The organism is Thioalkalivibrio sp. ALJ15 (genome assembly GCF_000383695.1).
Classification (GTDB): Bacteria; Pseudomonadota; Gammaproteobacteria; order Ectothiorhodospirales; family Ectothiorhodospiraceae; genus Thioalkalivibrio.
The window spans coordinates 22,786-36,858 of sequence record NZ_KB912057.1; the positions used below are offsets into that span (position 1 = coordinate 22,786).

Consider the following 14,073-nt stretch of genomic DNA (forward strand, 5'->3'; position numbering starts at 1 on the left):
ATGACGGAGATCCCTACATGAAGCCTTACCTGGCATTCGCTGGTGCGCTGCTGCTGGCCATCCCGGGCCTGACCCTGGCCCAGGCCCAGACCGACCCGCAGATGGAAGAGCAGATGCAGCAGCAGGAGCCGGAGACCACGACCTACCAGGACTGGGAGGTCGCCTGCATCGAGACCCAGGGCGGCGAGCGCTGCCGCATGCAGCAGACGCTGCAGATCCAGGACGAGCAGGCACAGGGCGCCTACCTGCAGGCCTCGCTGTTCCGCGATGGTGACAGCTACATCATCGAGATCCTGCTGCCACTGGGCGTGGACCTGCGCCCCGGCATCCTGATGCAGGTGGATGACGATGGCGAGGAAATCGAGGCCCCCTACATCGCCTGCGTGGAGCAGGGCTGCGTCGCGGGCCATGAGCTCAGCGAGAGCCAGTTCAACGCGATGCGTGGCGGCAGTGCGCTGACGGTCGGCTTCTGGCCGCTGCACGGCGACCAGCCGCTGGCCTTCGACGTCTCGCTGATGGGCTTCACCGACGCCAGCGAGCGGCTCTAGGCCTTCGCTTGGCTGCGCCACACGGGCCGGTACAATGACCCGTGTGGCGAAGCACAGGGACGCAACGAGCCGGGCCGGTCTCAACCGCGCCCGGGCACGCTGGCGGCGGGCAGCCTGGACTGTCCTGGCCGCCGCCGTGCTTTGGTGGATGCTGGCCGGGCTGGATGCCCTGCTGGAACCCCTGGCACTGCTCGCGGTTCTGCTGGCCGGGGCCGCCAGCCTCGTACTGCCCACCGGTCGCCCCCTCGCCGTCCGATTCCGGGCCATACCGGGCCTGATCGGCTATTTCCTGCGAGCCTCCTTCCTCGGCGGTATCGACATCGCCCGACGCGCACTGGACCCCAAGCTGCCCATCGCGCCGGACTTCATCGAGTACCGGGCCGACCTCCCGCATGGACCACCGCTGACCCTGTTCATGGCCGTGCTCAGCCTGCTCCCGGGGACCCTCAGCGTTCGCCTCGAGGGGCGCCTGCTGACCGTGCATGTGCTGGATCGCCACAGCCAACCTGAAATGGCCCTGCGTGAGCTTGAGAAACGCATCCATGCCGCCTTCGAAGACCCCCGCCGGCAATCAGAGGAGTCACAATGACTGTCTTCTATCTGGGTGCCGCACTCTTTCTGCTGGCGACGATCCTGCTCGGCCTGATCCGCGTGTTGCGCGGCCCCGGCTCCGGCGACCGCATGCTGGCCGCCCAGCTGTTCGGCACCACCGGCGTCACCATACTGCTGTTGCTGTCGCTGACACTGGAGACCCCGGCACTGGTCGACGTCGCACTGGTCTTCGCGTTGCTGGCAGTGGTGGCCGCAGTCGCATTCGTCCGCCAGCACGGCCTGCCGGAACCCTCGGGCACCCCCATCCATCGGCGCCACGGCCAGAAAAAGGAGCCGGACGATGATCGCTAACACCCTGACCGTGATCCTGATCCTTTCCGGGCTCGTGTTCTTCGCGGCCGGGACGGCCGGGCTGCTGCGCTTCCCGGATGTGTACTCCCGCCTGCACGCCCTGACCAAGGCGGACAACGTCGGGCTGGGGCTGGTGATCCTCGGCCTGATGCTCCAGGCCGGCGGGCCGGCGGACATCCTCAAGCTGTTCCTGATCTGGGTACTGGTCCTGGCGGCCGGCACCACGGCCGCGCACATGGTGGCGCAACGCACCTGGACCCACGGGGAATTCGAGTCCGACCGATGAGCGGCCTGCTCCTCGTCGTCTTCGACCTGGTCCTGCTGGTCGGACTCCTCGGGGTCGCCTGGCGCTGCCTGGCGAGTACCGACCTGTTCCGGGCGGTGGTGCTCTTCATCACCTTCGGGCTATTGCTGGCGCTGGCCTGGGTGCGTCTGGAGGCCCCCGACATCGCCCTGGCCGAGGCCGCGATTGGCGCCGGGATCACCGGTGCCCTCTTGCTGGTCACGCTGGAGAGGCTGCGCAGCATCGCGGTCGAACGCCGGCGTGGACGCCCTGACGAGCCACCCGACCCGGCCGGCGCCGATGCCCTGCTGCACGCCCTGCATGACCCCCCGCCGCCACGACGGACCTTTCTTCCGGCACTGACCTTCGCCCTGGTGGTTGGCGGGCTCATGGTCACCGCCCTGTGGCATCAGCCGGAGGCCGTGGGCCTGGAGCCCGTGGTCGACGAACACATGGGCGTCTCGGGCGTGGATCACCCGATCACCGCCGTACTGCTGAACTTTCGCGCCTATGACACCTTCCTGGAGCTGGCGATCGTCCTGATCGCACTGCTCGGGGCCTGGTCGCTGGGCCGCTACGACCGCCTGCCGGCACGCCCGGCACCGGGCCCGATCCTGCCCGGCACCCTCCGGCTCCTGGTGCCGGTCGCGATCGTTACGGGCGTGTATATCCTCTGGGCGGGCAGCCATGCCCCGGGCGGGGCGTTTCAGGCGGGGGCCATCCTGGGTGCCGCGGGCATCCTGCTTGTACTGGCGCGGCCGCGCGACCTGCCGATGGCGCCGAGTACGCCGCTGCGGCTCGGACTGGCCGCGGGGGTGGGCCTGTTCCTGGCGATCGGCATCATCGGCCTGTTCATCGGCCCGGGCCTGCTCGGCTATCCGCCCGAATGGGCCTATCCGCTGATCATCGTGATCGAGGTCGCGGCCACGCTGTCGATCGCGCTCACCCTGGTGGCGCTGTTCATTGCCGGGCGGCCTGCCGGAGACGATCACTGATGGCCGGAGACGCTTGCTGATGGAATGGCTCGCCCAGCAACTGGCCCCGGGCCTGATCTACCCGACGGCCGGCGCGATCCTGTTCGCGCTCGGCCTGTACGGGCTGATCCGCCGCCATCACCTTGTGCTGCGGGTTCTCGCGTTGAACATCATGGGTTCCGGCGTCTTCATGGTGCTGCTGGGCATTGCGGCCCGCGGCGAGGGTCCACCAGACCCAGTTGCGCAGGCGCTGACGCTGACCGGCATCGTGGTCGCGGTCAGTGCGACGGCATTTGCCCTGGCATTGGTCGTGCGCCTGGCACGGATCACGGGCCAGGCGATGATGCTGCCGGGCCCGCCGGACGATGACGCGCCGGTGGATGACATCTCGCGCGAGGAACATGCCCCCTCCGCGGAGTACGAGCGGGAGCGTCGCGAATGAGCGAGACACCCGCCGCAATGCTCCCGCTGGCGATCAGCGGCCTGGTGGCCCTGTCACTGGCGCTGGCCATCCTCGCCACGATCTGGCCGCGCCAGGCGCACCGGATCGGGGGTTATGGCGCGGTTCTAATGGCCGCAGCCGTGGTGGCGCTGAGCGCCCTGTTCCTGGCTGCAGGACCCGAGCCGGAGAACGCGGCCACACGCGTGGCGCTGGGCGGCTGGGAGGCGCCGCTGGGCGTGATGCTGCACCTGGACGGGCTGTCGATGACGCTGCTGGTCCTTACCAGCGTGGTGGGGCTGGCGACCAGCCTGTACAGCCTCGGGTACGTGCACGACCCGATCGAGCGCCGCCAGTTCTGGCCCCTGTGGCTGTGGCTGTGGGCCGGGTTGAACATGCTGTTGCTGTCCGGCGATGCCTTCAACCTGTACATCTCGCTGGAGGTGGTGTCGCTGTCGGCGGTGGCGCTGGTGGCGTTCACCGGCACCGCCGCTGCGGTCTCCGGGGCAATGCGCTATCTGCTGATCAACATCCTCGGCTCGCTCAGTTTCCTGATGGGGGTTGTACTCCTGTTCGGGGAGCACGGAGTACTGGACCTGGTGCTGCTGGAGGCGCGCACCGAGATCGGCCCCACCGAGCGCATGGCCGCGGTACTGATGACCGCCGGGCTGATGCTGAAGGCGGCGCTGTTCCCACTGCATGTCTGGCTCGCCCCGGCACACGGCTCCGCCCCGGCCCCGGTCAGTGCCGTACTCTCGGGCCTGGTAGTCACCGGCTCGTTCTACCTGATCCTGCGCCTGTGGATGGGGCCCTTTGCCCCGCTGGCCACACCGGCGTTCGGCATCCTGGTGGGGCTGCTCGGCGTGGCCGCGCTGGTCTGGGGCTCGGCCCAGGCCCTGCGGTCCGGGCGTCTGAAATCCATCGTTGCCTATTCCACGGTGGCCCAGTTCGGCTATCTGCTGATCGCCTTCCCGCTGATGCTGGTGGACTCCGGGGCATGGAGGGTCGTGGTGTTCTTTGCCGTCGTCCACGCGCTGGCCAAGGCCTCCGTCTTTCTCGCCGCCGGTACGCTGCAACACGCGGCCGGACATGACCGTCTGGCCGACATGGGCGCGATCCTGCGCGCCCGTGGACGCACCGTGTTTGCGCTCGGGCTGGCCGGGGTCAGCCTCATGGGCCTGCCCTTCACCGGCGGCTTCATCGCCAAATACCTGCTGCTGGAGGCAGGGCTGTCCACGATCCTGGCGGGCAGCCTGATCGGCGTGCTGTGGGTAATCGCGATTGCCGGTGGCGGGCTGCTCGCCGCCGGCTACGTACTGCGCATGGTGGCCCCGGCCTTTCACCGCGGGCCCCGGGACGCCGGTGAGGCCGTCTCGCCGTGGATGGACTGGGTGCCGCTGGGGCTGGCCGTGGTTGCGGCCGCCGCCGGATTCGCCGGCACCCTGACGCTGCACACCCTGACACTGACCCCGGGGGCGCCATGACCGACGGCGGCTGGCTGCTCCTCGCCATCCTGATGAGTTCGCTGGGCCCGGGCCTGGCGATCTTCTTCCTGCCCGAACGGCGCTATGGCCTGCGGACCCTGCTGAATCTCGGCGGGGCCGGGACCAAGCTGGTACTGGTCGGCTGGCTGCTGCTGGGCGTCCTGCGCGGCGATGAATATCAGCTCAGCATCCCGCTGCTGCCGGGGATCGACTTCGTACTCGCGGCGGACGCCCTGTCCCTGCTGTTCGCCACCCTCTCAGCAGTGCTGTGGTTCGTCACCACCGTGTACGCCATCGGCTATCTGGAAGGTTCGCCACGTCGGAGCCGTTTTTTTGGCTTCTTTTCCCTTTGTGTCAGCGCCACGGTCGGGATCGCGCTGTCGGGCAACCTGATCACGCTGCTGATCTTCTACGAGCTGCTGACGCTGGCCACCTGGCCGCTGGTGGTGCACCGCGGCACACCCGCCGCCCTGCGCGCCGGACGCCTGTATCTGGCCTACACCCTGACCAGCGGGCTGGTGCTGTTCACCGCGATCGTCTGGCTGACGCTTCTGGCCGGTGCCGAATCCTTCGTGCCGGGCGGCTACCTCGGCGAACTCGCGACCACGCACGAGACCACGCTCAAGGTCCTGTTCGTGATGTTGATGATCGGGTTCGGGGTCAAGGCGGCTTTGGTGCCGCTGCACTCCTGGCTGCCGATCGCGATGGTCGCGCCCGCCCCTGTTAGTGCCCTGCTGCACGCGGTCGCGGTGGTCAAGGCCGGGGCCTTCGGGATTGTGCGGGTGGTGAACGACGTCTATGGCGCCGAGGTCACGATGGAACTCGGGCTCGCCGCAGGGCTGGTAGTGGTCGCCGCGATCACCATCCTGTACGGCTCGATCCAGGCCCTGCGCACGGACGACCTGAAGCAGCGGCTGGCCTTTTCTACCGTCAGCCAGGTCTCGTACATCGTGCTGGGTGTCGCGCTGGCCGGGCCGCTGGGGGTCATCGGCGGGCTTGTGCATCTGGTGCATCAGGGGATCACCAAGATCACGCTGTTCTTTTGTGCCGGCAACTTTGCCGAGACACTCGGCATCCACAAGATCAGCGAGCTGGACGGCGTGGGCCGCCGCATGCCGTTGACCATGCTGGCCTTTACCCTGGGCGCCCTGGGCATGATCGGGCTGCCGCCGCTCGCGGGCTTCGTCACCAAGTGGCATCTGGGCCTGGGGGCGCTGGAGGCCCAGTTCCACTGGGTACTGGCCGTGCTGATCGTCAGCAGCCTGCTCAATGCCGCGTATTTCCTGCCGCCGGTGATCCGCGGCTGGCTGGGCGAGCGACGCTCGTCCTGGCACGAGCGCATGGTCGAACATAGCGGCCCCACACGCTTCGAGACCCACTGGATGCTGCTCGTCCCCACGATGTTCGTCGCGGCCCTGAGCCTGCTCGGCGGGCTGCTGGCGGGAATGAGCCTGAGCCCGCTCGACTGGGTGACCCTGATCGTGGAACGCGACTATTCGATCCCGGGGTTCGCGCCATGAACGCCCTGATCTGGCTCGCGATCCCCCTGGTCCCGCTGCTGCTCGCGGTACTGATCGGCCTGCGGCCGCACAGGACCCGCTTCAACCGTTGGGTCCCGTGGGCGGCATTGCCGGGCCTTGGAGGTGCGGCCTTCGGGGGCGATATCGAGCCCGCCGCCCTGGACTGGCTGATGCTCAACACACTGCTGGGGCTCGACCCTCTGGGACAGGCCTTTCTGGCGTTGACCTCTGGGCTGTGGCTGGCGGCCGGCCTGTTTGCGCTGAGCGATCGCCAGGATGACCCGCTGCGTCACCGCTTCTACGCGTTCTGGCTGCTGGCGCTCTCCGGGAACCTGGGCCTGATCCTCGCCCAGGACGCCCTGAGCTTTTATCTGTTCTTCTCCCTGATGAGCCTGGCGGCCTATGGCCTGGTGGTGCACTCCAATACAGCGGAGGCCTGGCGCGCCGGACGCATCTATCTGATCCTGGCGGTCGTCGGCGAAATCCTGCTGTTTTCCGGCTTCGTCATGGCGATTCACCAGGCGGGTGGCGATACGCGGCTGACCGCGATCGCCGAGGCGCGCCCCGAAGGCTGGGGCCTTGCGTTGCTGGTGCTCGGGTTTGGCATCAAGGCCGGGATGCTTCCACTGCATTTCTGGCTGCCGCTGGCCCACCCGGCCGCACCAGTCGCGGCCAGCGCCGTGCTGTCGGGGGCGATGATCAAGGCCGGCCTGCTGGGCTGGCTGCGGGTATTGCCACTGGATGAGACCGGCCATGTGCTGCTCGGCGAGACCCTCGTGCTCCTGGGTCTGTCGGCAGCCTTCCTCGCCGCACTCGCCGGGGTTCTGCAGTCGCGTCCCAAGACCATCCTCGCGTACTCCAGCATCAGCCAGATGGGGCTGATGACGGCCGGGGTCGGGCTGGCACTCGCCCTGCCTGACCTGCGGGCCTGGCTGCTGATGGCCGTTACGCTCTACGCCGTGCACCACGGCTTTGCCAAGGGTGCGCTGTTCCTGGCCGCCGGGATGACCGCGCAGCGCCCCGCGGGTGGCACAGGCCGCCTGGCCTTTTTCCTGTTCGCGGTGCTGCCAGCACTCGCCCTGGCCGGGATGCCGATGACCAGCGGCGCGCTGGCCAAGAACACCCTGAAGGAACCGCTGTACGACGCCGATCTGGCCGGCTGGATGGCTCATACGGAGTTCGCCCTGACCCTGGCGGCCGCCGGCACAACGCTCCTGATGCTGCGCTTTCTCTGGCGCTGGTATCAGACACAGCAAGACACCCAGACGCCCCCGCGCGCGGACTCGCGCCGCTGGTGGGCCTGGGGTGGCCTGGCGGCGATGTCGCTGGTCTTCCCCCTGCTGGGGGTGGCAGTCGCCCCACCGGAGCAGGTTTCCGCCTGGGTCGTCCTGACGAGTCTGAGCCTTGTCTGGCCAATTGGTGTCGGCCTGGTCCTGGGGCTGCTGGCCTGGCGATGGGCCCGGGATCGCGATCGGCCGTGGCTGCAGGAAGGCGATCTCGTCGTGCCCCTGGAGTGGCTCGCCCACACCAGCCAGCGCCTGTGGCACCGCCGCCCTGCATTGATCGGCGTCGGGCGCCACCCGGCGCGCCTGCGCTGGGTACGCTACCGGCTTCGTGAACGGCTGGAACTGGCCGAGCGTGTACTCACCCGCTGGGAGACCATCGGCCTGCTGTTCGCCGCCGCGATGCTGGGTCTGTACCTGACCCTCTGGGCCGGTTGAGACACACACAAAAAAGGCCGACCCGAAAGGGCCGGCCTGATGGGCTCAGATCAGCCGATCAGTGCTCATCTGAGAAAGTCGACGGTGAAGTCCACCACGTCGTCGGCGAAGAAGTCGCGGAAGAAATGATCCGCACCATCGACGGTGTTCACCGTGATGTGCTCCTTGTCCTCGACCGCATCCATCCGCTCCGGCAGATCCGCCACCACGTCATCCTCGGACCCGATCACCACCAGCGTCGGGGTCTGGATGCCGTCGATCACGCTTGGCGTGTTGTGGACCGGGGCCGGATCGTAGTAGCTCAGGAACGCATGGGGTGCGACATCCAGTTCGCCACATTGCAGAAAACGCACGCCTTCCAGCATGGAGCCGTCGCCACGGTCGTGTTTCTCCTGGGCGCGGGCCAGTACTTCACCCAGTGGTTCCCCGGCCTGATCTTCGTAATCCGCCGCGACCTTGTCCGCATCAAAGGTGGACGGAGCGACCAGAACCATCGCGCGGATGTCGTCCGGATCGTGCTCGGTCAGATAGCGGGCCACCTGGTTGCCTCCACGCGAATGCCCGAACAGCGTGACCGGGCCATAGCCTTCGCCCTGCAGCCACTCCTGCCAGAGCGCGACCTCTTTCATGTGCTCGTCCACGCCATGATGAATCGGCGCGTCGCACTCGAACATCCCCTCACGTTCGTCGATCCCGTAGCTCAGGTTGATCGACAGCGTATTGTGGCCTCGGTCGGCCAGCTGATCCTGGACCGCCTGCATGACCTCCATGCGGCCGTGGGCGAGCGTGCCATGCAGCATCAGCACCACACCGTCTTCAGGCGAGGCACCGGCCCCTTCCTGGAAATGACCGATCAGGGTCAGGTCGTCATGCTCCAGCGTGACCTTGTCGGCCGCAAACGCCGGGGCTGAAGCCAGGCAAGCGGCCGCACAGGCCGTCGTGATCCATGAATGCCGCATCTCAATCTCCTTGGGTCGGGGTTGGAATCATTCTAGTAATCCCGCGAATGACTAGACTGTCACGAAACAATAAAAATTCCCGACCCTTACTCTGTTTATTGCATCCGCCGTTGCTGCGTCTTGCCAAATCAGCGTTTCCTAGAGACACCACGAAGTGACACGGACATTTCCTGCGCCGCCCACGGCCTGTAACCTGAGGGGCCTTTCGCCCTCCTGGACGCCCCTGACCACACCATGACTGCCGCACAGCCCCTGCCCCCGGATTCCACTGCGCTGGATGCGCTGGCGGCTGCGATCATGGTCCTGCAGCAAGAGCTGCCCGCGGATCGGCTGATCCTGGAGGCCCACGAGCGCCGCACCTACGAATGTGACGGGCTGTCCGCCTATCGCCAGACCCCCGGCGCCGTCGCGCTGCCCCACACGCGGGAGGAACTGCTCACCTGCCTGCGGGTATGCCGCGAGCACCAGGTCCCGATCGTACCCCGCGGGGCGGGCACCGGACTCTCGGGCGGGGCCCTGCCCAGTGCCACCGGGTTGCTGCTGTCCCTCGCCCGCTTCAATCGCATACTGGAGATCGACGCCGACAATCGCTGTGCGGTCGTGCAGCCCGGCGTACGCAACCTCGCCATCTCCGAGGCCGCCGCCCCGCAGGGCCTCTACTATGCCCCGGACCCGTCCTCCCAGATCGCCTGCTCCATTGGCGGCAATGTCGCCGAAAACGCCGGCGGCGTGCACTGCCTGAAATACGGCCTCACCGTCCACAACGTGCTGGGGCTGGAGATGGTCACGCTGGATGGCGAGATCATCCGCCTGGGCGGCAAGACCCTGGACACCGCGGGCCCCGACCTGCTGGCGCTGATGATCGGCTCCGAGGGGATGCTCGGCATCGTCACCGAGGTCACGGTGCGCCTGCTGCCCCGAGCGGAACGCACCCAGGTCCTGCTGGCGAGCTTCGACGAGGTAGAGGCGGCCGGGCGCGCGGTGGCCGGGATTATCGCGGCCGGGTTGATCCCGGCCGGCCTGGAGATGATGGACAACGCCGCGATCCGCGCGGCCGAGGACTTCGTGCACGCAGGCTATCCGGTGGACGCCGCCGCGATCCTGCTGTGCGAGCTCGACGGCACCAACGCCGAGGTCTCCGAGGACATCATGGTGGTGCGCCGCAAGCTGCTCGAGCTTGGCGCCACCGAGGTTCGCACCGCACGCGACGCCCAGGAGCAGGCCCTGTTCTGGGCCGGGCGCAAGGCCGCCTTTCCGGCCGCGGGCCGAATCTCGCCGGACTACTACTGCATGGACGGAACTATCCCCCGTCACCAGCTCGGTACCGTGCTCGAGCGCATCAATGCACTGTCGCGCGAACATGGCCTGGGCGTGTGCAACGTCTTCCATGCCGGCGACGGCAACCTGCACCCCCTGATCCTCTACGACGCCAACCAGCCCGGCCAGCTGGAAACGGCCGAGGCCTTCGGGCAGCAGATCCTGGAGCTATGCGTGGAAGTTGGCGGGACCGTGACCGGCGAACACGGCGTGGGCGTCGAGAAGCTCGACGGCATGTGCGTGCAGTTCGCGCCCCTCGAGCTCGAGCAGTTCCACCGGCTGCGGCAGGCCTTCGATCCGCTCGGCCTGCTGAATCCCGGCAAGGCGGTGCCCACACTGGCACGCTGCGCCGAGTTCGGTCGCCAGCACGTGCATGGCGGCCAACTCCCGCACCCCGACCTGCCGCGCCTTTAGCGTTGGCGAATGCGGCCCGGGACTATTTAGTCTTGGAGACATATCCTCTAAGATGCAGCGAGAATCCAAGATCACGGGCCCTTGACGAGGTGCCCGACCCAATCGAATGAAGCGTTCCCGGGACCGGTGCGACAGCACCTACGACTCGTTCAACCAGGGCGTCGACAGCACGCTGCGGCTACTCCATTTGCTGGCCCCGCTCGACACCTGGATGCTGACACGGGTGGAGGGCAACGAGCAGATCGTAGTGCGCGCGGATGACCACGGCTACGGCATCGAGGCCGGCTCGGTCTTCGACTGGAGCAATTCCTTCTGCATCCGCATGCTCGAGGGCCGCGCCCCGCGCATTGCGGCGGACGCCGCGCGCGAACCCTCGTATGCCGAGGCCCTGGAAGCGCTCGCCGCCGCCGGTAGCGAGACGCCAATCAGAAGTTATATCGGCTACCCCATCCGCGACGTTGACCACCAGCTGTATGGCGTCCTCTGCGCCATCCATCCGGAAACCATCGCCATCTCGTCGGAGGAACACAACGCGCCGATACAAGCCGCGGTGGGTACGCTGGAGGCCCTGATTCACATGCGTCACCAGGTCGACAGCCTGGAGCGGGAGCAGGAGGCGCTCAGACTGGAGGCCCACACCGACACCCTGACCGGCGTGTACAACCGCCGTGGCTGGTCGCTTGCCCTTGCCTCCGAGGAGGAACGTTGCGCGCGGCACGGGCTACCGGCCGGCGTCGTCATGGTCGACCTGAATGGACTGAAGCGGCTCAACGACAGCGAGGGGCACGAGGCCGGCGACCGACTGATCGCAACCGCCGGCCGTGTATTGCGCGAGACCGTACGCGACATCGACACTGTCGCCCGCATCGGTGGCGACGAGTTCGCGGTCCTGTTCCCCGAGACCCCCATCGACTACATCCCGGATCTCGCCCGGCGCCTGCGTGACGCACTCGACCAAGCCGGCGTCTCCGCCGCACTTGGCGCTTGCTCGCGCGATATGCGTGGCGACCTGCAAACAACCCAGGCCTATGCCGACAAGGCCATGTACGACGACAAGCGCAGCCAGCGCAACGACCACTGACAGCCCGGGGTGGACCCTGTCCAGAATTCGGAAAAACGGGCCCGAACAACGCTGCCCACCGGGTGTCGATGGTTTACCATGCCCCTTTTCGACCCCGCGCGTTCGGGCGCCCCAGCGAATCTTCGAGGCCGTTTCATGAGCAAGACCGTCACGCTGACCGACAACACTACCGGCAAGAGCATCGAGCTGCCGATCCAGGAGGGTGCCCACGGCCCCAATTGCATCGACATCCGTGCGCTGTACAAGGAACTCGGTTACTTCACCTACGACCCGGGGTTCATGTCCACGGCCAGTTGCCGCTCGGATGTGACCTTCATCGACGGGGACGAAGGCACCCTGCTCTACCGTGGTTATCCGATCGAACAGCTGGCGGAAGGGAGCACCTATCTCGAGGTCTGCTACCTGCTGCTGAACGGCGAGCTGCCCTCCTCCGACGACCTGCACGACTTCTCGCGCATCATCAAGGACCACTCGATGCTGCACGAGGCGGTCCGCCGCTTCTTCGACGGCTTCCGTCACGATGCGCATCCGATGGCGATTATGGTCGGCGTGGTGGGGGCCTTGTCGGCCTTCTATCACGACAACGTCGACGTGCATAACCCGGAACACCGCCGCATCGCCGCGCACCGGCTGATCTCCAAGATGCCAACGATCGCCGCCTGGTCGTACAAGTACGCCCACGGCCAGCCGTTCATGTATCCGGACAACAACCTGTCCTACACGGCCAACTTCCTGTCGATGATGTTCGGGGTGCCCAGCGAGCCCTACCAGCCGAACCCGGTCTTCGTACGCGCACTGGACCTGATCCTCATCCTGCATGCGGATCACGAACAAAACGCCTCAACCTCCACCGTGCGCCTGTCCGGCTCTTCCGAGGCGAACCCGTTTGCCGCGATCTCGGCCGGCATCGCCTCGCTGTGGGGTCCGCTGCACGGGGGCGCGAATGAAAAGGTCGTGCGCATGCTCGAGGAGATCGTGAACTCCGACAAGAGCGTGCAGGACTTCGTCGCCCGCGCGAAGGACAAGAACGACCCGTTCCGCCTGATGGGATTCGGCCACCGCGTGTACAAGAACTACGATCCGCGGGCGAAGATCATCCGCAAGATGTGCCACGAACTGCTGGCCGAGATGGGCGACATGGGCGCCGAGAATCAACCGCTGTTCGACGTCGCCATGGAGCTCGAGCGCATCGCGATGGAGGACGACTACTTCATCGAGCGCAAGCTCTATCCGAACGTGGACTTCTACTCCGGCATCATCCTGCGCGCGATGGGCATCCCGCTGAACATGTTCACCGTGATCTTTGCGCTGGCCCGCACGGTGGGCTGGATCTCGCACTGGAACGAGATGATGCAGGATCCGGAATCACGCATTGGCCGTCCGCGCCAGCTCTACACCGGGCACCCCTCACGCGAGTACATCGCGATCGAGGAACGCTAGGAACGTTCTAGGGAAACACTGATCAATGTACACGCTCGCGCTCGAGTCGCTTTTACGTGTGAACAAGGCGCGGTGACTGCCGTGCAGTCATTCTGCACAAGGGAGCCGCAACGCCGTGCGCACGCCCGTTTTTGATCAACAACGGGCGGCCGAGCCCCTGCTTTAAATGGATTGTGGGGTTGGTACCCCAGGTTCCCCGATCCCGCGTTGCGCCGCTTGCGGGTAGAACCACTACCCGTTGCACGACGCGCCTTGTCTCGGAAAACCTGGGGTACCAACGCGAGCGTGTACATTGATCAGTGTTTCCCTTGGCGCTCCCCCTCCCTTGCCGTGCGACTGCGCCAGTGCTATCACTGGGTAAACAACGGACGCAAGGGAGGGACCGTCCATGACGCTTGATCGCTTTTTCCTGGTGTTTGCCGGGATCGTTGTACTGATCAGTGCCCTGCTGACCTGGGCCGCCAGTGGATGGTGGCTGCTGCTGACGATCTTTATCGGCGTCCACCTGATCCAGTCCGCCTTTACCGGATTCTGCCCGCTGGCCATGGTGCTGAAGAGCCTGGGCATGAAGCCCGGCGAGATCTTCCACTGAACCGACCTGTTCCGGCACGTGTGCGGACCCACCGACCAGTGGGCCCTTGTATTTCTGTGTCTGCGGGCACATATTAGAGTTGTCTAATAGATAACCCGGGAGAATCCCCCATGAGCATCGATCGCATTGTCCTCGCCTTTGCCGGCACCGTCGTCATCATCAGTGCCATCCTGGCCTGGGTGTTCAGCCCCTGGTGGCTGCTGCTGACCCTGTTCGTCGGCTTCAACCTGCTGCAGTCGGCATTCACCGGCTTCTGCCCGCTGGCCATGATCCTGAAGGCCATGGGCGTCAAGCCCGGCGAGGCCTTCAACTAGGTCCGCAATATGGCAAGGCCCGGGCCGCTCGGTCCGGGCCTTTTTGCTTTAAGGGAACACTGAACAGTGTTTCCTTAAGGGCCT

15 protein-coding genes are annotated in these 14,073 nt (G+C 66.5%); 14 read left to right on the plus strand and 1 reads right to left on the minus strand.

Annotated features, from left to right (window positions below):
- Window positions 1-17: 17 nt before the first annotated feature.
- From G015_RS0103725 to G015_RS0103765, 9 genes are read left to right on the plus strand one after another with little or no spacing between them, the layout of a single operon-like run.
- On the plus strand, window positions 18-548 hold the full coding sequence (locus G015_RS0103725) for an invasion-associated locus B family protein (protein WP_018993565.1): 531 nt from the start codon (window positions 18-20) through the stop codon (window positions 546-548).
- A 34-nt stretch (window positions 549-582) separates the two neighbouring features.
- Entirely contained in the window at window positions 583-1,137 is a 555-nt protein-coding gene (locus tag G015_RS0103730) for a Na+/H+ antiporter subunit E (protein WP_028490884.1), read from the plus strand.
- Window positions 1,134-1,451, plus strand: a complete 318-nt coding sequence (locus G015_RS0103735) for a monovalent cation/H+ antiporter complex subunit F (protein WP_020146175.1) — start codon at window positions 1,134-1,136, stop codon at window positions 1,449-1,451. Before G015_RS0103730 ends, G015_RS0103735 begins: the two co-directional genes overlap by 4 nt.
- Window positions 1,441-1,737, plus strand: a complete 297-nt coding sequence (locus tag G015_RS0103740) for a monovalent cation/H(+) antiporter subunit G (RefSeq protein ID WP_018139077.1) — start codon at window positions 1,441-1,443, stop codon at window positions 1,735-1,737. The genes G015_RS0103735 and G015_RS0103740 overlap by 11 nt, the downstream gene beginning before the upstream one ends.
- Window positions 1,734-2,729 carry a hydrogenase subunit MbhD domain-containing protein gene (locus G015_RS0103745; protein WP_020146176.1) on the plus strand — a complete coding sequence of 332 codons (996 nt, stop codon included), beginning with the start codon at window positions 1,734-1,736 and terminating at the stop codon, window positions 2,727-2,729. Before G015_RS0103740 ends, G015_RS0103745 begins: the two co-directional genes overlap by 4 nt.
- Window positions 2,730-2,748: 19 nt before the next feature.
- Entirely contained in the window at window positions 2,749-3,150 is a 402-nt protein-coding gene (locus tag G015_RS0103750; RefSeq protein WP_020146177.1) for a cation:proton antiporter subunit C, read from the plus strand.
- Window positions 3,147-4,631, plus strand: coding sequence for a complex I subunit 5 family protein (locus G015_RS0103755; RefSeq protein WP_020146178.1), 1,485 nt, complete (start codon window positions 3,147-3,149; stop codon window positions 4,629-4,631). The genes G015_RS0103750 and G015_RS0103755 overlap by 4 nt, the downstream gene beginning before the upstream one ends.
- On the plus strand, window positions 4,628-6,151 hold the full coding sequence (locus G015_RS0103760) for a complex I subunit 5 family protein (RefSeq protein ID WP_018174511.1): 1,524 nt from the start codon (window positions 4,628-4,630) through the stop codon (window positions 6,149-6,151). The genes G015_RS0103755 and G015_RS0103760 overlap by 4 nt, the downstream gene beginning before the upstream one ends.
- Window positions 6,148-7,872: a complex I subunit 5 family protein gene (locus tag G015_RS0103765; RefSeq protein WP_020146179.1), complete on the plus strand. Its 1,725-nt coding sequence runs from the start codon at window positions 6,148-6,150 to the stop codon at window positions 7,870-7,872. Before G015_RS0103760 ends, G015_RS0103765 begins: the two co-directional genes overlap by 4 nt.
- Before the next feature lie 65 nt (window positions 7,873-7,937).
- Here G015_RS0103765 and G015_RS0103770 read toward each other — a convergent pair whose 3' ends face one another.
- A complete protein-coding gene (locus G015_RS0103770) occupies window positions 7,938-8,831 on the minus strand; it encodes an alpha/beta hydrolase (protein WP_020146180.1) in 894 nt (297 codons plus the stop codon).
- 234 nt (window positions 8,832-9,065) lie between these two features.
- Here G015_RS0103770 and G015_RS0103775 point away from each other — a divergent pair, with 234 nt between their 5' ends.
- From G015_RS0103775 to G015_RS0103795, 5 genes are all read left to right on the plus strand, one after another.
- Window positions 9,066-10,562, plus strand: a complete 1,497-nt coding sequence (locus G015_RS0103775; protein ID WP_018995277.1) for an FAD-linked oxidase C-terminal domain-containing protein — start codon at window positions 9,066-9,068, stop codon at window positions 10,560-10,562.
- A 106-nt stretch (window positions 10,563-10,668) separates the two neighbouring features.
- Window positions 10,669-11,643 carry a sensor domain-containing diguanylate cyclase gene (locus tag G015_RS0103780; RefSeq protein WP_020146181.1) on the plus strand — a complete coding sequence of 325 codons (975 nt, stop codon included), beginning with the start codon at window positions 10,669-10,671 and terminating at the stop codon, window positions 11,641-11,643.
- A 135-nt stretch (window positions 11,644-11,778) separates the two neighbouring features.
- Complete coding sequence (locus tag G015_RS0103785) at window positions 11,779-13,083, plus strand: citrate synthase (protein WP_018139086.1); 1,305 nt, start codon at window positions 11,779-11,781, stop codon at window positions 13,081-13,083.
- Window positions 13,084-13,471: 388 nt separating this feature from the next.
- The gene (locus G015_RS0103790; RefSeq protein ID WP_018139087.1) at window positions 13,472-13,675 is read left to right on the plus strand and encodes a DUF2892 domain-containing protein; all 204 of its coding nucleotides are present in this window, start codon (window positions 13,472-13,474) and stop codon (window positions 13,673-13,675) included.
- A gap of 110 nt (window positions 13,676-13,785) precedes the next feature.
- Window positions 13,786-13,989 carry a DUF2892 domain-containing protein gene (locus tag G015_RS0103795; RefSeq protein ID WP_012982402.1) on the plus strand — a complete coding sequence of 68 codons (204 nt, stop codon included), beginning with the start codon at window positions 13,786-13,788 and terminating at the stop codon, window positions 13,987-13,989.
- Window positions 13,990-14,073: the final 84 nt, after the last annotated feature.